Genomic DNA, 21170 nt, shown 5'->3' on the forward strand with positions numbered 1-21170 from the left:
CGGTGGCAGTGGGCAGCCTGTAACATTGGTGGGAATCGCTACGAATCATAATTTTCGTGGAATTTTAAATTTTTTATAATTTTCAAGAAAAAGCCCTATCTCTTAAATCCTATTTCTTATTTCCTATTTCCATCCCTATTTTCCTGTGGAATTTTAATTTCCCACTAAAAATAAATCTTACCAAAGCTTACATCAAAAAATTAATTTCCCATCCAAAATCAAAGTAAGTCCTGTGTCCCTTTGCCCATGTCCTATGTCTGTCATTGTTCTATGTCCAGTGTCCTATGTCCCTTTTCCATGTCCTATATCAAGTCCCTTGTCCCGCATCCCGTGTCCCGCATCCCTTGTCCCTTGTCCCGTGTCCCGTGTCCCGTGTCCCGTGTCCCCCTTAATGTTTATGCGCCCTCTTCTTAATCATCCCTCCAGTTGTATCCTTTATGCTCGTCATGATTATAAATGCATCACTATCAATTTTTTCCACTTCTGCTTTAAGGTTTGCAACCTCGAGACGTGTTATTACAGTGTAAACAATATCTATTTTACCTTCATTGTGTCCATGTTTTCCGAAACCTCTTTCACCTTTATAAATAGTTACTCCTCTTCCTAATTCTTCTATTATCATTTGCCTGATCCGTTCAGATCTTGGAGAAATTATTGTTACTCCTGTATATTCTTCAATACCTTCCAAAATAAAATCCACGGTTTTTGCTGCTGATAAATAGGTGAGAATGGAATATAAAGCGATCTCCATCGACAATAAATATGCAGCGATAGAAAATATAATAATATTAAATATGAGAATTGTATCCCCAACAGATAAACCTGTTTTTTTACTGATATTAATTGCGAGTATTTCCGTACCATCAATGACACTTCCACCTCTCATTGCAAGTCCAATGCCGGCACCTAAAAAAAATCCGCCGAAAACGGCAACCAATAATTTATCATCTGTTAATTGAGGATATTCAATTAATTCCACAGCTAGTGCAAGTGCAACTATGGAGACTATTGTTTTAAACCCGAATTTTTTACCAATGGTGGTAAATCCTAAGATAATAAATGGAATATTTACCAAGACCAATAAGATTGACAAGGGTATTTCAGATTTCTGATCTATCAGTAATGAAATACCTACAGCACCGCCGTCGATAAAATGATTCGGCAATAAAAAACTTTTAAGTCCGAAGCCTGCAATTATTACTCCGATAGCAATTAAAAAAGCATTTACAGAACCTCTTTTTACCGTAGTTTTTAATTGCCTGAAACCTTTGGCAATTTCATACTCAGAATATTCTTTAACTATACCACCTAAATTTCGTTTTTGGCGATAAATACTATTAACAATGATCCTTTTCCAAAAATTATTCATAAAAACCTAACTCATTTTTTTTTTCGATTATTTCAAAAATAAGAAAAAGATCTTGTTATTACAATAATGGAATAAATTATTATATAGAAGATATTAGATTCTTTTTTAGAAAATAATATATATTTCTGGAACTAATAATTACAATACTGTGATAGAGTGATATTCCGACTTAACCATAAAATGATAAAATTAAAAAAGCAGTATCAAAAAAAATGATACTGCTTATATATATAATTTTTTATAATTTATTTTTTATTTAAACGCATCAATTCCGGTTATATCGGCACCGGTTATCAATAAGTGAATATCATGCGTTCCCTCATACGTAATTACGCTTTCAAGATTCATCATGTGGCGCATAATGGAATATTCGCCGGTAATTCCCATTCCACCGAGAATCTGACGGGCTTCACGGGCAATTTCTATTGCCATGTTCACATTATTTCTTTTCGCCATGGAAATTTGTGCTGCAGTTGCTTTTCCTTCATCTTTCAAAACACCTAGTCTCCAGGCCAATAATTGCGCTTTTGTGATCTCCGTAACCATTTCTGCCAATTTTTTTTGTTGTAACTGAAATCCGGCGATTGGTTTTCCAAACTGAATTCTTTGTTTTGCATAACGCAATGCGGTATCATAACAATCCATTGCAGCTCCCATGGCACCCCAGGCAATACCATAACGTGCTGTGGACAAACACATCAAAGGTCCTTTAAGTCCTCTGATTTCGGGAAATACATTTTCCTTTGGAATTTTTACATTGTCGAATACCAATTCACCGGTAGCACTAGCTCTTAGACTCCACTTTCCGTGCGTTTCGGGGGTAGTAAATCCTTCCATTCCGCGTTCCACGATCAATCCGCGAATTTTAGCTTCCTCATCCCTTGCCCAAACAACAGCGATATCTGCAAAAGGTGAATTACTGATCCACATTTTAGCGCCGTTCAACAAAAAATGATCTCCCTTATCTTTAATTGTGGTAACCATACCACTTGGATTTGAACCATGATCGGGTTCCGTTAAACCGAAACAACCGATAATTTCTCCGGAACCAAGTTTTGGCAGGTATTTCATCCGCTGTTCCTCACTCCCGAAAGTATAGATAGGATACATTACCAAACTCCCCTGAACACTCACCAAAGAGCGAATTCCACTGTCGCCGCGCTCAATTTCCTGCATTATTAATCCGTAGGAAATATTATCAAGTCCACCACCTCCATATTGCACCGGAATTGTAGGACCAAAGGCGCCGATCTCCGCCAAACCTTTGATCAAATGTTTGGGTGTTTCTGATTTTTGGGCGTATTCTTCAATAATCGGAGATATCTCCTGTTTCACAAATTGTCGAACCGTATCTCTTATAAGCTTGTGCTCCGTAGTTAATAGGTCATCAAGCTGATAATAATCCACTCCTTCAAAAAGATCGTTGGGCATAATTAAATTTTCGGCAAAGGTAATTACAATTGCCAATTGATAATTGATAATTACCTTCTAAAATTCCTTTTCTTCTGAAATCCACCTCCACCTCTTGGTCGTTCACGATGGGCGGAGGGATTATATTCCGGAACAGGTCCTAATTCTTTTGGCACTTCCAGTCTGTTTATCTCGCTGCCAATGAGTTCTTCTATCCGTTTTAATTTATGTTGATCTGCAGTATTAACAAATGTAATTGCCTCCCCTTTTGATTCAGCGCGGGCCGTTCTTCCTACACGGTGAATGTAATCCTCTGCATCACCCGGCACATCGTAATTAATTACAATTCCGATGGAATCTACATCTATTCCACGTGATAAAATATCCGTTGCTACTAAAATTCTTAATTCGCGTGTGCTAAAACTGCGCAAAACCGCTTTGCGTTGTGGTTGTTCGAGATCGGAGTGAATTGCAGATGCATTAAATCGCAACTGTTTTAATTCCTGTTCCAATCTTTTTACCTTTTCTTTGGTGGAGGAAAAAATGAGAATACTTTTAGCATCCTTTCCCTTTAAAATCATTTTTAATAAAGGGATTTTTTGGGTTTCATTTAAAATATAAACTCCCTGCGAAACTCCTTCAGCAGGTTTGGAAAGAGAAATATTTATTTGCTCCGGATCTTTTAATAATTTTTTTGCGATGGTTCTGATCTTCGGAGGCATGGTTGCAGAAAACATGAGCGTTTGTCGGTTCTCCGGTAAAAAAGAAATAATGCGATTGATATCATCACTAAACCCCATGTCCAACATTCTGTCGGCCTCATCTAATATTAAATGTTGCAGTGTGTCGAATTTTAAATATCCCTGATTGATATGCGATAACAATCTGCCGGGTGTGCCAACGATAATATCCACCCCTTCTTTAAAAGATTTTTTCTCCTGTTCGAACATCACACCATCGTTGCCCCCATAAACCGCCATTGCACTTATATTGGTGAAGTAAGCAAATCCGCGAATAGCCTCATCAATCTGAACTGCAAGTTCTCTTGTAGGTACAATTATGAGTGTATTTATAGAACCGTGACCTTTTTTTATGATATTATTGAGCACCGGAAGCAGGTATGCCGCAGTTTTACCCGTACCTGTCTGAGCACAGGCAATAATGTCTTTTTTACTCAGAATTATAGGAATTGCTTGTTCCTGAATAGGTGTAGGTGACTTAAATCCCATCGATAATAAACCGTCGGTAAGCTCGTTTTCAAAATTAAAATCTGTAAATTGCATTATTGCAAAGTTAATATATTAAAACTTAAGCCCGAAATCCACAAGAATAGAAGGTTTTTCCAAAAAAGTCCAATTATTATAAACCATCAATTATTATCTATATTTGAAAACTCTATGATTAAAAAAATACTCATCGGATTCATTTTTTGTTTATCTGCATACACCTATGCAATTGGCCAAAATGATCAATTCGTAAAAAAAACGGATAGCTTACTTAATTATCTGCATCAAAACAATCGTTTTTGCGGAAGCGTATTAATTTCCAAAGGGAATAATATCCTTTTTAATAAAACATTTCCTGCCAATGGCGAAACAAATGTTACGGAGCAGTATCGAATTGCATCTATTACAAAAATGTTTACTGCCGTGCTCATTTATCAATTGGTAGAAGAAAAAAAACTTTCGCTTTCGGAGAAATTACATACTTATTATCCTCAAATTCCAAATTCTGAAAAAATAACCATCCAACAAATGTTGGGACACCAAAGTGGCATTTTCGATCTTATCAATAATGATGATTTTTCCTCCATTCAGACAAAAACAATGAACAAGGAAGATCTGATTCAACTCATGGTTGATCATGGATCTGTATTTAAGCCGGGAGAAAAAACCCAGTACAGTAATTCCAATTATATTTTGTTGGGATATATTATTGAGGATATTACAAAAATTTCCTATAGTGCTAATATTCAAACGCGAATAGTTAAACCCCTTGTTTTAACTCAAACTTATGTGGAATCGGAAACAGTACCACAAACACGAAATTCGGGATATCAATTTAACGGTGCCGAATGGATTAATACCGGTGTGGAAACTAATGCTACTGTGAGTGCTGCCGCAGGTGCCATGATCTCCTCCCCAAAGGACCTCAATATTTTTATACAACAATTGTTTGAACAAAAATTGATAAACAAAACGCATCTCGACACCATGTGCAAACTCACGAATACAACTTATGGACATGGTATTTTTTATACACCATTTGAAAAACATATTGGATATGGACATACAGGACATATTGATGAATTCAGAAGTGCGGTTACCTATTTTGAAGAAGATAGTTTATGTATAGTATTATGTCTAAACGGATTAAATTATCCGATGAATGATATCGCATTGGGAGTACTCTCCTATTATTTTGAAAAAGATTATAAGTTTCCCGAAGCAAGTTCCATTCAGATGGGTGCTGAACAATTAATTCCTTTTGAAGGAATTTACCGACTAAAACTTTTTCATTTTATTCCGATCACAAAAATTAAAATAGCTAGTGAGAATGGTGTTTTAGTAACTGCTGCACTTAAAAATTTTGAAGCAGAAAAAGCAATAGCAGAACCAATTGCCAATGATACTTTTAAAAATTTTCAATATCGTTCCACCTTAACTTTTGAGTATAAAAAAAATAGCAAAGTAAAAGGTTGTTATTTTCAACAGGGAAAAAGTAAATTTTATTGTAAAAAATTGCAGCAAAACGATTCTGTATCATAACCGGAAATTAATTCTGAAGAATGGATATTACAATAAAAATTGACGCCGAAGAATCTGATTATTTATATACGCAAGTTTCCCAAATTGCAAATGCGGGTTTAGGATTATATACAGCGATCACCATTCACCGTTCAGAGATAATTGCAGTTTTTACAGGAGAAACCCTAAATTCAAAACAATCTAAAAAAAGAGCGGATAAGGGAGAAAACGCCTATTTTTTAAAGCTTCCCAATGGCGATATTCTGGATACCAATAATTCGAAATGTTTAGCCGGATTTGCAAACGACGCCGAAGGAACAATTAAGTCAGCATTTAAAAATAATGCCGAAATAGTAATGGACGATGAACAAAATATCTGTTTATTGGCAAAGAAAAAAATAGCAGCCGGAGAAGAAATTTTTTGTGCTTACGGAAAAAAATATTGGGCGGATAAAAATCAAACTCCTTAAAAAACAAAAAACCGGTCAACTAAACTAGCGACCGGTTTCTGATTGAGGAGCAATCTTTATTTAGCGATACAAAACCTTGTTGTATAATTTTGAGAATTATCTGAAGATATCACTTTAAGTAAATAGATACCATTAGCAAGTCCACTAATATCAATTGAATTCGTTTTATTGATCGTATTTAAAACAACACTTCCATTAATGTTTACGATCTGAATATTCATATTTTCCAAGCCAGCTGTTTCAATATTAATATGATCTGCCGCTGGGTTAGGAAATAATTTTATAGATTCATTATCCATGGTTATAACATCTACAGGATCAACTTCAGCACGTAATAAACTTATTCCTGCGTCACTCGTTGCCATCCAAATATTGAATGCCTCATCTACAACTAAAAAATTAAGTGCATTCGAGATAAGTGAAGCATCTTCTGAGGTATTAAAATATTCCCATGTCCCATCATTGGTATCATAACTATGGAAACCTTCCGTTCCATCAGTTAATCCGAAATAAACTTTAGTCCCCTGGAAAGCAAACTCAATAATAAAATCTCCATCATTTCCCACTGTAAAATCGGTCCATTCAGTACCATCATACATATACACTTTATTATTGTTAGCACCGAACCACACATTACCTGCATCATCACATGAAATTTCCTGAATGCTGGAGCCGTCAGCCATTGCTGCTACGTCGCTGCTATTGATAAGATCTTCAGTAACAAAATCATATTTTACAATTCCATTTATTCTACCTAACCATAATAATCCTCTGGCCTCATCATACTCAACACTCATAAACCAGGAAGATACAGCATAGGTTTCAATTAATAATTCGGTAACGCCTCCCTCCGATTTAAATAATCCCTCTTCATTCACAAAATAAACAACTCCATCAGCAGTAACATCATAATCGAAAATATAAATAGAGCTGTAACCGTCGGCATAAGGAATATGTGTCCAACTCACTCCATCATAATATTCAATTAAATTGCCGTAGTCTATTGCATACAACATATCATTTATATATTTCAGATCGTATGCACCATACACAGAAGGAGCATCAACATAAAATTCCCAATTATTAATATCTGCATTATAGGAATATATTTTAGAAGCAGATAACATAAGTATATCTCCTTCACCATTAATTGTTAATCCCTGAATATTATTGGAGGTGAAATTAAATTCTTTCGTATCAAAAACATCCATTCCGGAAGCATCCGCTTTAATAAGGGATGGCACATTAAGATAAGCATATTCATTCAGATAAAAATCTGTCCCGTTTGCAAATAATAATTTTTCAAACGAATAGGTATCTACCGTTTTCACAAGCTCCCAGGAAAAACCTACTAATTTATAAATCTCCACATTATCAACAAAACAATACAATGCATTATCGAAACCTCTCACAATATTATTTACGAATGCAAATTCAGGCAAACCATCTTCGGCGGGAGCGTATGTGCCATCCTTGAATTGAAATTCCAGAAAACCGAAATTATTAATGAGATATGTATCTTCATCCACACCATATAATCTTACTGTGGTAGGTGAACATGCAAGCACCGTGGGACTATCTGAATTAGGAAAGGAATCAATCGGTGTATTGGTAACTGCATCTATCACCAAACAATTTGTTCCGGTAAATATCAGCACATTATTATCAGGTGTGATATCAAAATCCCAAGCATTCATATCCCAACCTATTCCTTCTATGGAATTCACGAAAGTATATTCATGTGATGTGCAATCAAATTTATATAAACCGCCATCTGTTTGCAACCATAAATTTCCGGTCATGTCGAACTTCATTCTGTAAAGCTGAAAAGAGGCCGGAAAATCGTAAGTGATCCAATTTTCACCGTCCCATTCCACAACACCGGCATCATAGGTTCCAACCCAAATTACACTTGTAACAGAACTGATCGCAACCTGTTCGATGGAGGCCGATGGCAATCCATCAACACTCATTTTATGATAGGTTTTTACACCAGTAGTAGTATTAATATCAATTACACCACCCTTACAACTTGTCCAGATATGGTCACCGATTGGTTCTGCATCCGTTATAGCCGTAATGTTGCTGTAGTTTTCCCAGCTTTGACCGAAAACTTCGGTTTGACTTCCAAGAAGTAGAAATGCAAAAATGTAGATTAATTTTTTCATAGTTTTTTATTTTCAAAGGCAAATTTCAGGTCAAAAAAATCAATAATCAAATCATATTATGGTCATAAATTACATGTCTAATGGGATTTTTTTGCCACAAACAGTCAATTTTTCATTACTTTTACCCTAATAAATTAAAAGTCAATGAAAAGTCCTTCCGGCGAACTATTCCAACTTATTCATTCGATGAGCAAACCTGAAAAACGGTATTTCACCTTACAGGCTGAACGCCACTTTCCAGGCGACAATCAATATGCGAAGTTATTTCAATTAATTGAAAGCAGAGCGTTTTATGATGAGGCAGAACTGTTAAAACTATTTAAACCCACCATCTCAGCAGCTCATTTTGCAGTTTTAAAAAAACAATTGTATGAAAATGTTTTGGAAGCATTACACCGATACGACGAATTTGCTGATCCTGAACAAAAGATCAGTAAAGGCATTCATTACTGCAATATTTTATTGAATAAGGGATTATATGATCAGTGTATAAAACAAATAAAAAAATACAAAACGCTTGCTTATAAATATGAAAAATTTGAAAATGTAATAGACCTGATAGAAATAGAAAAAAGGTGGATAACCAAAACACAATTCAGTTCTGTAACCTTTAAACAATTAGGAGTGCTTAGTACAGAGCTGATATTCTGTGCGGACCAACTTAAAACAAGTAATACTTATTGGTTACAAAGCAACACGATTTATAAATTACACTATGAAAAAGAGATCGCTAAGGGAAAGGAGAATAAAGAATTATATCGGTTAATAGGAGATGAACAATTTATTGACGAATCCAAAGCAACAACTTTTAAAGCAAAACTCGACAGATTACAAATAAAGGCGCTCCATGCATTTGTAAACGGAAATGTAGAAAACGCTTACGAACTGAACAGTAATTTTCTCCAGTTAATCGACAAAAATATTCACCTCAAATCACTATTTGCCGATCGTTATTTTTCAGCTTTAAATAATTACCTGATCGATAGTTTGATTCTACAAAAGTTCGATGCTTTATTAAAGGGAATTGATGTTTTGCGAACTTTACCAGGCCTCCCGGAATTCAAGCACATTCAACATTTGGAGGCTAATGTGTTCAGATTAAGTTATTTGTTGGAGCTAAATTACTTCGTATCGCAAGAGCTATTTAAGGAGGCATTATTATGTGTGGAACAGGTAAAAAAAGGTTTGAAGAAACATGGGGAAAAGATTCCAAAACCTAACATTATTACTCTGCGTTATCTCTCCGCATATGTTATGTTCTGCAACGGGAAATTTGAGGATTGTATCAGTGAATTATTGCGTTTATTCAAAATCAAAGAATCAGAAATGATCCCGGATCTATATCGCGATAGCCGGATAATGCAATTATTATGTCATTTTGAATTAGGCGATTATTTTTTGGTGGAGTCGCAGATAATATCATTACAGAGATATTTGTCAGCCCAAAAAATGAAATATCAAACCTATGGTGCAATTATTCGTTTCATAAAACAATATGCTCAAAAAATACAAAAACCCAAGAAAACTGACCTGGAAATTAAACTAATCAGCTTTGCTCAAAACGAAAATGAAAAAATGGTATTCAACAACATAAATTATTTATATTGGATTCGGAATATCAGCAAAACAAAATAAAAACGTAAAAAAATAATTCAATAAAACTGAATAAATGTCTGATCTTTTCCAAGGTTACTATCATATTCGATCCTAAACGAATAACTTTGTTGGTTAACAACCCCGCCCTTTATAGTAAAATTGGTAATATATTGAACTCCGTCACCTATTTCATCATTTATTACCTCACTTATAATATCCCATTGATCATCTAAACAGTGTGTAGTTTTTGCTACCAAATATTCATATTGATTTTTAGCCAATTGGGGGTCATTACCTGAGTAAATTATCTCTTTATAGTCAGAAAGTTCCTCTTTATTTAAAAAGCCGGTTCCACCCTTCATTAATGTATTATTAGTGCTTTCGGGAACTTTTACACCTTCCAATTGAGTATACACCGGCAACAACTTCCAAAAACATTGCCAGTGATTGATCAAATAGGTCAGCCGTTGACAAAAATCGACTTCAATATTATATTGCATTTGTTCTACAGATAATTTCCTTACTCCATAATCAAATGCACCTGTATTATAATTATACATGGTTGAATAAAGAATAATAAAGGCGGTATCTCTTTGTGCAACGATAGTTGAATACGAAACGTAGGCATCATCACCATACTTCTCGGTAATTCCCAAATTCCAATAAAGCGCCATCGTATCCATCGTATAAATCTGTGGAACAAAATCGCGAGCTACCATATATAAAAAAATCCCCTCCCCTGCTTTTATATCCATCTGGAGATATTTAAAATAATGGGTGGAATCTAACACTTCGTCTTCATAATTTAATACATCTTGTTGCTCAAATTGCGCAGTACCAAGTGGGACATTTTGTGCCTCCAAAGATATTGTTCTGCTTAAATAAAATAAAAAGCAGAGAATTGAAAATAAATAATATCTGTTCATCGTAAAAAGGTTTAGGTAGTATAAATTTCAAATCTAAGAATGAATCCGGGCCGTGGTGAAGCATCAGGCGTTTCAAGTGACCTTCGCTCTTCAAATTCTTCCCGCTATAATATATTTTCTTAGCTGAAATATCTAAAATAATAACACATAAAAACAACAAATCATTCCAGAAAAATTACATAATGGACTTTTTACAACTAATATATTTAGTCAGGTATCTGCAAATGGGAAAAATGATTATACAATTCTTATTTAATCACTTGAAGAAAAAATACAATGACGAAATAGGTGATTACAATCATCATTTTATATTTTATTTCATGCCTGTACATCAAAATAAAGGTTACCGAATTCGTAACCACCATTTTAATTAAACGACATCTAAATAATAATCGGTTAAATCTGGTGAGATATTAATAAAAGTCAATATAAACATTACAACCCATATCACCATCACAAGATTGAGATATCACGAATGATCCAGATGGATCTTTAGCACTTGCGCCTCTTATAATGAAATTTGTTTCATATTTCTCCACTACACCACTGGAATTTATTACATCATTCGTCAATATTTCCCACTCCTGCGATTGCAGACAATTACGTGTATCCGTTACCACTTCATCATATTTATTTTTAGCGAGCGCAGCATTATCCAATTTATAAAGGATCTCGTGATAATCAGTAATTCCGGTAATTTGCAAAGCTCCAATTCCACCTTTTACCAGCGAATTTTTTGCACTGGATTCACCTAAAACACCACTGGGAGTATAATCCGGAATCGACACCAAACCCCACATACACTGCCAATTGGATATAAAATAAGAAAGTTTATCGCAATAAGAATCTGAACTTTCAAAATCCATTTGTTCGGCTGAAAGTATTCTATATCCGTAAATATAATCGCCTGTAACATCTTTATCTACCGTAGAATATATTATTTTAATGGTGGTGTCCGTTTTAGGAGCAATGGATATTTTAGACATAAAAAGTCCCGGCCCGAATTCTGCGGACGAACCCATGGTCCATTTTTGCATCAAAGTATCCGTTATATATATTTGAGGAAAAAATGCACCCGCAACTGTAAAAAAGAACGCACCCTCACCTGCTTTTACCGAAATTTGAGATTCTTTATAAAATTGTCCGGATTTTAGTGTCATATCAATTACGTCAAAATAAGTTACTTCTTCAAATTTTTCCGGCCATACCTGGATATTTTGAGCAGTAATATGATATACATTAATCACAAAAAATATTATCAAATAAAAGCCTCTCATGTGTATTTGGTTTAGGTTTAAAAATACAAATATACATTTTTCGTGAAATCGTGAAATATCATATCAAAGGCGGGTAACTGATCATTTATGAATAATTACAATGGGAACCTTTTGTTCCAATTTATAGAAATTCTGTTTATTTGTTTAATGAGTATAACATCTTCTTAAACAAAATTTTATTTAAACTTTAAACAAAAAGATCACAAATAAAAAAGGCTGTCAGCACAAATGCCGACAGCCTCACTTTTTTAAATTTTACTTAATTACTGCACATTGATCTTTTGCTTTTCGGCGACTTCACCTTTAAGCAAGGGCAGATGAATATGCAATACACCATCCTCGTATTTTGCAGTAATAGCACTGCCATCGATTGCAGCACCTAAACTGAAATTACGGGTAAATCCACCCCGGCTATATTCTCTGCGAATCCACTCCGGTCTCGGAAACCCTTCAGGTGGTTTGTACGAAACGGTAAGTTCACCTCCTGCGAGATCAACCCCAAAATGTTCGCGAATACGACCCGGTGCAAAAACAAGCATTTCGAAGCTGTTTTCCGTCCGGTAGATGTTAACCGCGGCTCTTTCCATTGAACGGTAAAGCAGATGCCGCGAACTGCTTCCGTGAGCGCCTTTTTGCGGCGCATGTCTCATTGTAATACATAATACAATTTTTTGGTTAAATAATTAATTATCAATTGGTAAGTCGTATTTAATTGCTAAATATTGTTTCATCTCTAAATTTCTGAGTTCTGGGTTCTGAGTTCTGGGTTCTGGGTTCTGGGTTCTGGGTTCTGGGTTCTGGGTTCTGAGTTCTGAGTTCTGAGTTCTGACATGTAGTAGATCTCCTTCGTCGATCACTATATGTTTCAGTTCTGAGTTTATTTCGGAGGAGACAATTGTCTCTGCCTGGAACTTTGAGTGAGATGGTTGAAGGAGTTGAAGGAGTTTGTTACGGAGGAAAATCTTGCGGGCGAGAATCTGTTTAATGCCTGCCCGGCCACTGACGGGTTCTTTATTCCTTGTTCTTTATTCGATATTATTTCAAAACTTTCATTGTTTGCAAAAGTTTCCCGTCTGTGCTCCGATTTTTATTTTTTATTTTTTGATTGTTATTTATTATTTCCTCCATCTTCATTTCGGAGTAAAATTTTCCAATGATACAAACTGCCCACTGCCCACTGTTGACTGTTGACTTATTTTACATGGTTTACAAAAGTTTCTGGGTTGCAATCCGATTAATATTTTTTATTTTTTGATTGTTATTTGATATTCATCCTGTTTCAATTCGGAGGAAAATCTTCCGATAATACGCACTGCCCTCTGCCCACTGCCCACTGTTTACTGCTACCTCCCCTCTGTCACATTTCCATCAAATTATTTCCCCCACGAAACATCCCCTGCATTTTTATTAAATTTGTAAATAATCAGACATTATGCAAAGAAAATCTTTCCTCAAAGGCCTCGGATTGGCTGGTTTGGGTTCTTTAATTCCAATTAATAAATCGAATGCCGCTATTAAACCCGATAAAACTTTTTACAAAAAATTAGGTGTGGATTGTGTTTTAATCCCGCATGAAACTGCCGGTCCTTACCCTCTTGATCTTAGTGATGAGGAGAGTTATTTCCGGACAGATATTACAGAAGAAAAACCCGGAATGCAATTAGACCTTACAATTACTATCGTAAGTATACAGGATGATTGTAAACCAATTGCAAATGCCCGAATTGATCTTTGGCAAACAGATAAAGACGGAGTTTATTCAGGATTTGTGCAGCCGGGTGCAAATACTGTTGGAGAAACATTTTGCAGGGGAATTCAAATAACAGATGTTAACGGTCAGGTAAAATTTAAAACCATATATCCCGGTTGGTATCCAGGGCGTACCACACATAATCATTTTCAGGTTTTTCTCAGTAATGTTTTGAGTGCAACTTCCCAAATGGCATTTCCTGATGCAATAAATACCCTCGTGTATGATTCTCCTTTATACATAACAAAAGGTCAAAATACAACGATAGAAACAACCGCTGATGATAGTGTATTTGCTGATGGATATGAAGATCAGTTGTTGACTCTTACTCCGAATTTAGGTACCGGTGGATACGATGGAACTATAACTGTGGGAATTGATGAACCGGCAACAGGTTTGATAGATCTGGCACCGGAAACAGGCGGACAATTTACACTTTCAGCCAATTATCCAAATCCATTTCACAGTGAAACAACTATTCCATTTACACTTTTATTTCCAGCAGATGTGAAAATAGATCTATATAATTTAATGGGAGTAAAAGTTGCGGAATTAATGCATGAAAAACTTGGATCCGGGAATCATAATTGTATCGTAAATAGAAATAAATATGATTCTTTGCCTGCAGGAAATTATGCATATCAATTAACAACTTTAAATGCTGCAGGAAAATTTATGCAGGTAAAAATGCTCACTATAAATTAAAATACGTTTATTAAAAAGCCCGCTCTGAATTAATTCAGCAGCGGGCTTTTTAGTTTAAATTTATTATTTATAAAGCTGTAAAAGTAAAAATACGATGTACAGATTCGGCATTTATATGTTCCACCTGCAAGGTAGTTTCTGTTATACTCAATATTTTAAAACGCATGGAAGTACCATCACTAAGCGATATCGATAACCATGTGTTTCCTGCAACTAAAATATATGTTCCGGTAAGAGTTACCCCCTGGAAGGTAACACTAATGGTATTATCCAAATTAATAATAAGTTGATCAGCAGCCATTAATGCATCAGGTGCTTGTTGAACGCCTGCAACTATTTCGCCGGAAATATTCCAGGTCTTACAAAAAGTTTCTGTTCCTTCTGGTAAGGTTGCAGCATTAGCAACCACCGTAGCAGTGGTAAAGGTGATAATAAGGGCAAACGAAAGGAGATTAGTTAATTTTTTCATTGTATTTTGTATTTTAATATTTAATATAACTACTGTTTTTAAAAGAGTTGCGCTGTTAATTTTGTGGAAATGAAATACGTTGATCTGAATTCAGTTCCTATATAACGGCCGATGCGTATCTTTATACTTGCCAAAACGCACAACTTTGCAACAGTAAAATTAAGAAAAAATTTCCAATCCATAGTGGCACATTATTTGGCTCCTCAAAAAACCTTTAACTCAAAAAATGTATTATGCATAAAACTTTACTCTGCGCTGTATTTCTACTCATTACACCCTTAATTAACGCTCAAAGCCTTGTTCTTGCCAAACAATTTCATGGAAATGATGCCCAAATGGTAAATTCTCTGGCGGTGGATAATGATGATAATATCTTCTCAAACGTCAATTTTTGGGACGATGTTGATGTAAATCCGGGACCGGGAACACTCAATTTTAACTCTTTCGGGTCTCAGGATGTGGCTATTGTAAAATTGAATAGTTCAGGAGATTTCGTTTGGGGAATACAATTAGGCGGGGTGGGATTTCAAACTTCCTCCGTCGTTAAAACCGATGATGCAGGCAATGTTTTCATTTTTGGGTATTTCAACGGCACTATGGATATGGACCCCGGTGCGGGAGTATATAATCTTGTTTCTGCAGGCAGTGATGATATTTTTTGTGGAAAATATAACGCCTCTGGTGCTTTGGTTTGGGCAGTTAAGATCGGCGGAACAGGCACGGAGCAAAATTATGGGTTCGATCTCGATTCCAATGGAGATCCATTTTTATTCGGGTATTTTCAAAACACAGTGGATTTTAATCCAGAAGCAGGGACTTTTAATTTAACTGCAGGTGTAAGTGGTTCAGATTTTTTATTGAAATTAAATAACGACGGCACATTTAATTATGCATTATTAATGAGTTCTTTTTACGGAAATTACATGACCATCGCACCCGATAATAATATTTATTTTACAGGTTTGTTTTGGGGCACCGTTGATTTTAATCCCGGTGTTGGAGTAAATAATTTAACAGCAGCAGGATTTGATGCAGATTGTTTTGTTTTAAAATTAAATAACAGCGGAATTTATCAATGGGCCGGTAAAATTTCAGGGAATAATTCAGAACAAGGTACCACATTAGATTATGATGCAACCACCTCTTCTATAGTAGTGGGTGGATTTTTTGAAGGCACCATTGATACAGATCCGGGCGGAGGAATACACAATGTTGTTTCTGCGGGATATGTTGATGCTTTTGTTGTTAAATTAAATGCATCAACTGGTGCATTTATTTGGGGAAATGGTTTTGGCGGATTAGGATATCAACAAATTGGATCCCTAAAAATAAATGCATCAGGCAAAATTCATATGGCAGGTGTTTTTGAACAAACGTCTGATTTTGATCCGTCGGTTGCAACCTATAATTTAACTTCCAATGGATATACGGATATCTTTAAACTGGAATGGAATAATGATGGAACATTTTCCACTGTAGAAAAAATTGGAGGAACACTTGGTGATTGGGGTCATGGTTTAATTTTAGATAATACCGGTGCAGATATTATTTGTGGATATTTTGATGCTACGGTAGATTTTGACCCGGGTGCTGATGTATTTAATATGAGTAGTGATTTTACCGGATGGGATGGATTTCTAGCAAAATACTGTACTACCTATACCATAAATAATGATATTGCAATTTGTGATGGTGATAGTTATTTTGCAGGTGGTGCATTTCAAACTGAACCCGGTGAATATTACGATTATTATACTCCTGTTGAAGGATGTGATTCTATCGTGATCACACATCTCTCTATAAATTCTCCCGTTGTAAACCTTGGTCCGAATACAACAATTTGTTCCGGAGAAATTTTGACATTGGATGCCGAAAATATTGGTGCCACCTATTTATGGAGTACCGGCGCAACTACACAAACTATAAATGTGAGTGCCACCGGAACATACAGCGTAACTATTACAGATGCATCAGGATGCACTGCATTTGATGTTATAAATGTTACTGTTAATCCCGCCCCGAATGTAAATCTTGGTGCTGATATAATTGTTTGTTCCGGTGAAACCGTTATATTAAATGCAGCTAATCCCGGATCAACTTATTTATGGAATACCGGTGCAACCACACAAACAATAAATGTAATTGCAACGGGTAATTACAGTGTTGTGGTAACAAATGGATTTAGTTGTACTGATAGTGATTTAATACATGTTACCATTAATCCAACACCGGTTGTAAATATTGGAAATAATATTCAGATATGTGAGAATGAAGGATTAATTCTGGATGCAGAAAATGTTGGTTCGGATTACCTATGGAGCACAGGAGCAATTACACAAACAATTTTTGTAAATAGTTCGGCTGTTTATTCTGTGGAAGTTACAAATATTTATGGTTGTTCTGCTTCAGATAACGTAAATATAATTGCAAATCCTGCTCCTTTTGTTGATTTAGGAGATGATATAAATTTTTGTGATGGTGGCACCGTAATTTTTGATGCAACAAATCCCCTTTCTACCTATTTATGGAGCACAGGCTCAACAGGCGCCTCCATTACTGTTACAGAGGAGGGCATTTATTCTGTTACAGTAACTAATAATTTCGGTTGTTCAGAAACCGATGAAGTGGAAGTTACCATTGATCCTTCACCTGTTGTTGATCTTGGTGCTGATATTGGTTTATGTAATGGTGATACTCTTATTTTAAATGCAACAAATCCTGCGAGTACTTATTTATGGAGCACAGGTGCTATCTCTTCAACAATAATGGTAAGTGATGCAGGAACATATTCTGTTCTTGTTACAAATATTGCAGGATGTACCGCAACTGATGACATTAATGTTAATTTAAATCCAACTCCTTTTGTTGATCTTGGAGATGATATTGCAGTTTGTGAAGGAGAAACAGTTTTATTAAATGCAACAACAATTGATTGCACTTATCTTTGGAGTACCGGAGAAAATTCTGCAACAATTTCCACAACGGAAGCAGGAATTTATTCAGTAGAAGTTACAAATATTTATGGATGTAGTTTTACTGACATTATAAATATAGATGTAGTTCCAATTCCTGTTGTAGACCTCGGTGAAGATGTTTCTTTTTGCGATGGCGGTTCGGTTGTTTTTGATGCAACAAACCCCGGCTGCACCTATTTATGGAGTACCGGTGAAACTTCATCAACAATCACGGTTACCGATGCGGGAATTTATTCTGTAATTGTAAATAATATTTTAGGATGCAATGAAACTGACGAAGTGGAAGTTGGAATTTATACTTCACCAGTTGTTGATCTTGGTCCGGATATTATTTCCTGTGATAATGTGGATGTAATTCTTGACGCAACCACGCCACTTTGCACCTATGCCTGGAGTACGGGTGAAGATACCGAAACAATAATTGTTGACGAAAGCGGTACCTATTCTGTAATAGTTACAAATTCATTTAGTTGCACCGACACAGATGAAATTTTTATTGAATTATTGGAAGCACCTGTGATAGAATTTATTTTACCAGAAATAATTTGTTCTGATGTGGAAGCCTTCGAATTAACAGCAACTCCTTCAGGGGGAACCTATAGTGGAGATGGAATTTCCGACAATATTTTTGATCCCCTTACTGCAGGTTTAGGTAATCATATTATTACTTACACATTCACAGATGTTAATGGTTGCACAAGTGTTTCATCTCAGGAAATTGAAGTTACAATTTGTCAGGCAATTGATAATATAATTAACAACGTAACGATCAATATTTTTCCAAATCCTGCAATATCTGATATTACCATTTCAATTTCAAATGCGGAAGAAGTAGAACGAATTGAAATTTTCGATTTGTTGGGAAATAAATTAATTTCAGAGCAAGTAAATGGAATTGCGGAGATGGAATTATTTTATGATATTTCGGATATTCCTTCAGGGACCTATTTGATTTACCTTAAGGGCAATTCAGAATTTTATTCGAGATCATTTATAATATCGAGATAGAATGATGGCTCATTTAGGCTGTATTTTAAATCCGGGTAGAGATAATGTACTTAACAGTTCGATATCCTTAAATAGGAATTTATGAATCGTTGTCCATAAAATGATCAGTTAAAGGAAGATGATAATTAAAAAACAGATCAATGAAAATTAAATTTTGGATAACAGGATATCTTATAGCTCTCCTATTAATATCATGTAAAGATTATAAAATGCCAAATGAACTGAACTATATAGGATATTCCAAATCCGATTCAATTCAATATCACTTATCAAGAATAAATTCTAAGCAATATGTGAAACAGTATTTACCAGACAGTTTAGGGTATGACAGCGACACAATTAAATTGTATTACGAAAATAAATCATTATTCTATGGAAATTTAGAGTTTAGATTCCAATCAGTGAAAAACTATAAAATTTATAATGTAACAACCAATGATTCATTAACCATTTTAATAAGTAATGATCACTTTACTTACAATTTAAATGGTCACAATCTAAAAAAATGCAAGTCATTTACAGCAGTTTTTACTGATAGCAATGTAAAAGACGCACAGGATATCACCTATACAATCGATTTAGAAAATAAAATTGTAGTGGAGGTAGCTGCTTATGATCAATATTCAGGAAAACTCCAAAAATTAGAAACCCTGGTAGACTTTCAATAGTTTTCGGGCTTGGAATTTTGAACCTTTTAATTACTTTTGAATGTCAATTTCATTAAAGAATGGTCCACTTTAAAACCATCATTAAAAAATTCAGTTCGCAAGGCGAAAAAACCGGTTGGACTTATATTGATATTCCATCCACAATAATTGATAAAATAAAACCCGGTGCAAAAACATCCTTTCGTGTAAAAGGAAAATTAGATGAACATACAATTAAAGGAATTGCACTGTTACCAATGGGAGGTGGCGATTTTATAATGGCATTAAATGCTGATATCAGAAAAAAGATCGGCAAAAAAACAGGGTATGAATTAAATGTTTATTTGACAGAGGATAAATCTGCATTTGTTTTTAACAAAGATTTTATTGTTTGTCTCAAAGACGAACCAAGGGCATTTGAATATTTTAATTCACTTCCGGGTTCGCACCAAAGATATTTTTCCAAATGGATAGACTCCGCTAAAACTGCTGATACACAAGCAAAACGGATTGTTATGGCCGTAAAAGCGCTATCTCAAAAAATGGGTTATGGGGAGATGATAAGGGCGGGGAAGGAGTAGCAGTCAACAGTGGGCAGTGGGTAGTGGCAGTGGGTAGTGGCAGTGGCCAGTGGCAGTGGGCAGTTTGTATCACTGGAGATATTTCCTCCGAATTTTACTTCTTAAACAATTTCAACTCCTTGACACGAAATATACTATAGCAACCATGTGGCAGTTATTAAGGATAATTTTCACGTAGAGGTGGCTGTTCATCGGTACATTGGTACATTTGGCTGTTCATTGGTACATTTCAATTTTCCGCCAGTCGTCAGAATAAAACCTTTTTATTTTCTCCAATTCTTCCTTATCAATAAGTGGTTTTTTGGAGATTAAAAAATTTGGGATCAATAGCGCAGAATATAAAATAATATAACACATCAACATTCTTGATCTTCTTCTTATCCAGGTATTAAAATAGGAGCCTGTGTATTTGGGATCTTTGGTGAAAATAAAGCGACTTACTTTAAGCATCACCTTTAATTGTTTTTCTTCATAAGAAGTGTGATGTGGCTCCAGCGAAATGGAAGTTTTATCGTACTCCACACCCATATATTCTGCAATTTTATCTATAAATGCAAAAGTGTCTTTACGCATATCCTCATAAAATAACACGAGCGGTTTATGTGCAAAATATTTTCTGAGTATCTCAATTTTAGGATAAAATGTTGCATCCTGAATCTTCCAATAACCGAGGTCATTCTCTATATCAAAAAATTCTTTAAAGGTGTAGGGATATCCGTTCTTTAAAAATCGCCGATATTGGGAGGCTATCCATTGTTCGTTGCTGCGAAATACAATTATTGTTTTGGTATCGGGATATTTTTCTGAAAACTTTTTTACTTCCCGCTCCAATTGCCTGTCCATTTCACGGGAGATAAAAATTTTTTTGCCCTTATTTGCCTCTAGTATTTTAGGGTATTTTCTATAAGAAGTAGGGTGAATATAAACCAGATCTTTATATTGGGTAAATACCTTATTTTGAAGATAAGTACTTGCGGTTTTTCCCAACCCTACATGAAAATATATTTCTGTTTTGTGCTGATCCGTCATAATCGGGTGTGAAATTCAAAAAAATAATGGCAAGTTTCAAATT

General features: G+C 35.2%; 15 protein-coding genes and 1 pseudogene. 7 read left to right on the forward strand and 9 right to left on the reverse strand.

Annotation, left to right across the window (positions count from 1 at the left end; translation table 11 throughout):
- Positions 1–388 precede the first annotated feature (388 nt).
- From IPI31_16960 to IPI31_16970, 3 genes are all read right to left on the reverse strand, one after another.
- Positions 389–1369: a YitT family protein gene (locus tag IPI31_16960; GenBank protein MBK7569514.1), complete on the reverse strand. Its 981-nt coding sequence runs from the start codon at positions 1367–1369 to the stop codon at positions 389–391.
- 252 nt (positions 1370–1621) lie between these two features.
- On the reverse strand, positions 1622–2800 hold the full coding sequence (locus IPI31_16965) for an acyl-CoA dehydrogenase family protein (protein ID MBK7569515.1): 1179 nt from the start codon (positions 2798–2800) through the stop codon (positions 1622–1624).
- A 50-nt stretch (positions 2801–2850) separates the two neighbouring features.
- Positions 2851–4062 (reverse strand): DEAD/DEAH box helicase, encoded by a 1212-nt coding sequence (locus IPI31_16970; protein ID MBK7569516.1) that lies wholly within the window; start codon positions 4060–4062, stop codon positions 2851–2853.
- A 114-nt stretch (positions 4063–4176) separates the two neighbouring features.
- Between IPI31_16970 and IPI31_16975 the strand changes: the two genes are divergently transcribed.
- Together IPI31_16975 and IPI31_16980 are read left to right on the forward strand one after the other, a co-directional pair.
- Positions 4177–5547 (forward strand): beta-lactamase family protein, encoded by a 1371-nt coding sequence (locus tag IPI31_16975; GenBank protein MBK7569517.1) that lies wholly within the window; start codon positions 4177–4179, stop codon positions 5545–5547.
- Positions 5548–5573: 26 nt separating this feature from the next.
- Positions 5574–5996 (forward strand): SET domain-containing protein, encoded by a 423-nt coding sequence (locus tag IPI31_16980; GenBank protein MBK7569518.1) that lies wholly within the window; start codon positions 5574–5576, stop codon positions 5994–5996.
- A gap of 56 nt (positions 5997–6052) precedes the next feature.
- Here IPI31_16980 and IPI31_16985 read toward each other — a convergent pair whose 3' ends face one another.
- Positions 6053–8164: a T9SS type A sorting domain-containing protein gene (locus tag IPI31_16985; protein ID MBK7569519.1), complete on the reverse strand. Its 2112-nt coding sequence runs from the start codon at positions 8162–8164 to the stop codon at positions 6053–6055.
- Between the two features lie 144 nt (positions 8165–8308).
- Here IPI31_16985 and IPI31_16990 point away from each other — a divergent pair, with 144 nt between their 5' ends.
- Positions 8309–9799 (forward strand): hypothetical protein, encoded by a 1491-nt coding sequence (locus IPI31_16990; protein MBK7569520.1) that lies wholly within the window; start codon positions 8309–8311, stop codon positions 9797–9799.
- A 17-nt stretch (positions 9800–9816) separates the two neighbouring features.
- Here the strand turns inward: IPI31_16990 and IPI31_16995 are convergent, their stop codons facing one another.
- The 3 genes and pseudogenes from IPI31_16995 to IPI31_17005 form a co-directional block, all read right to left on the reverse strand.
- The gene (locus tag IPI31_16995; protein MBK7569521.1) at positions 9817–10686 is read right to left on the reverse strand and encodes a hypothetical protein; all 870 of its coding nucleotides are present in this window, start codon (positions 10684–10686) and stop codon (positions 9817–9819) included.
- Between the two features lie 413 nt (positions 10687–11099).
- The gene (locus tag IPI31_17000) at positions 11100–11963 is read right to left on the reverse strand and encodes a hypothetical protein (GenBank protein ID MBK7569522.1); all 864 of its coding nucleotides are present in this window, start codon (positions 11961–11963) and stop codon (positions 11100–11102) included.
- A 263-nt stretch (positions 11964–12226) separates the two neighbouring features.
- Positions 12227–12623 (reverse strand): annotated as a pseudogene (locus IPI31_17005) (Hsp20/alpha crystallin family protein).
- Positions 12624–13395: 772 nt separating this feature from the next.
- Here IPI31_17005 and IPI31_17010 point away from each other — a divergent pair.
- Positions 13396–14418, forward strand: coding sequence for an intradiol ring-cleavage dioxygenase (locus IPI31_17010; protein ID MBK7569523.1), 1023 nt, complete (start codon positions 13396–13398; stop codon positions 14416–14418).
- 67 nt (positions 14419–14485) lie between these two features.
- On the opposite strand, the gene IPI31_17015 is transcribed toward IPI31_17010, so the two are convergent.
- Positions 14486–14887 carry a hypothetical protein gene (locus IPI31_17015; GenBank protein ID MBK7569524.1) on the reverse strand — a complete coding sequence of 134 codons (402 nt, stop codon included), beginning with the start codon at positions 14885–14887 and terminating at the stop codon, positions 14486–14488.
- A 233-nt stretch (positions 14888–15120) separates the two neighbouring features.
- On the opposite strand from IPI31_17015, the gene IPI31_17020 reads away from it, so the two are divergent.
- The 3 genes from IPI31_17020 to IPI31_17030 all read left to right on the forward strand — a co-directional run bounded on the left by IPI31_17020 (position 15121) and on the right by IPI31_17030 (position 20098).
- The gene (locus IPI31_17020) at positions 15121–18870 is read left to right on the forward strand and encodes a T9SS type A sorting domain-containing protein (GenBank protein ID MBK7569525.1); all 3750 of its coding nucleotides are present in this window, start codon (positions 15121–15123) and stop codon (positions 18868–18870) included.
- Between the two features lie 140 nt (positions 18871–19010).
- Positions 19011–19538 (forward strand): hypothetical protein, encoded by a 528-nt coding sequence (locus tag IPI31_17025; GenBank protein MBK7569526.1) that lies wholly within the window; start codon positions 19011–19013, stop codon positions 19536–19538.
- A 59-nt stretch (positions 19539–19597) separates the two neighbouring features.
- Positions 19598–20098, forward strand: coding sequence for a DUF1905 domain-containing protein (locus IPI31_17030; GenBank protein MBK7569527.1), 501 nt, complete (start codon positions 19598–19600; stop codon positions 20096–20098).
- Positions 20099–20314: 216 nt separating this feature from the next.
- Here IPI31_17030 and IPI31_17035 read toward each other — a convergent pair whose 3' ends face one another.
- The gene (locus IPI31_17035) at positions 20315–21127 is read right to left on the reverse strand and encodes a sulfotransferase domain-containing protein (GenBank protein MBK7569528.1); all 813 of its coding nucleotides are present in this window, start codon (positions 21125–21127) and stop codon (positions 20315–20317) included.
- Positions 21128–21170: the final 43 nt, after the last annotated feature.

The sequence above is a fragment of the Bacteroidota bacterium genome, assembly GCA_016706865.1.
Lineage (GTDB): Bacteria > Bacteroidota > Bacteroidia > Chitinophagales > BACL12 > UBA7236.

Bases quoted from the DNA above. Each gene is read 5' to 3' on its own strand.
- IPI31_17010 (MBK7569523.1), top strand. From the start codon at position 13,396: ATGCAAAGAAAATCTTTCCTCAAAGGCCTCGGATTGGCTGGTTTGGGT.
- IPI31_17030 (MBK7569527.1), top strand. From the start codon at position 19,598: ATGGTCCACTTTAAAACCATCATTAAAAAATTCAGTTCGCAAGGCGAA.
- IPI31_17020 (MBK7569525.1), top strand. From the start codon at position 15,121: ATGCATAAAACTTTACTCTGCGCTGTATTTCTACTCATTACACCCTTA.
- IPI31_16970 (MBK7569516.1), bottom strand. From the start codon at position 4,062: ATGCAATTTACAGATTTTAATTTTGAAAACGAGCTTACCGACGGTTTA.
- IPI31_16965 (MBK7569515.1), bottom strand. From the start codon at position 2,800: ATGCCCAACGATCTTTTTGAAGGAGTGGATTATTATCAGCTTGATGAC.
- IPI31_17015 (MBK7569524.1), bottom strand. From the start codon at position 14,887: ATGAAAAAATTAACTAATCTCCTTTCGTTTGCCCTTATTATCACCTTT.
- IPI31_17000 (MBK7569522.1), bottom strand. From the start codon at position 11,963: ATGAGAGGCTTTTATTTGATAATATTTTTTGTGATTAATGTATATCAT.
- IPI31_16990 (MBK7569520.1), top strand. From the start codon at position 8,309: ATGAAAAGTCCTTCCGGCGAACTATTCCAACTTATTCATTCGATGAGC.
- IPI31_17035 (MBK7569528.1), bottom strand. From the start codon at position 21,127: ATGACGGATCAGCACAAAACAGAAATATATTTTCATGTAGGGTTGGGA.
- IPI31_16975 (MBK7569517.1), top strand. From the start codon at position 4,177: ATGATTAAAAAAATACTCATCGGATTCATTTTTTGTTTATCTGCATAC.
- IPI31_16995 (MBK7569521.1), bottom strand. From the start codon at position 10,686: ATGAACAGATATTATTTATTTTCAATTCTCTGCTTTTTATTTTATTTA.
- IPI31_16960 (MBK7569514.1), bottom strand. From the start codon at position 1,369: ATGAATAATTTTTGGAAAAGGATCATTGTTAATAGTATTTATCGCCAA.
- IPI31_17025 (MBK7569526.1), top strand. From the start codon at position 19,011: ATGAAAATTAAATTTTGGATAACAGGATATCTTATAGCTCTCCTATTA.
- IPI31_16985 (MBK7569519.1), bottom strand. From the start codon at position 8,164: ATGAAAAAATTAATCTACATTTTTGCATTTCTACTTCTTGGAAGTCAA.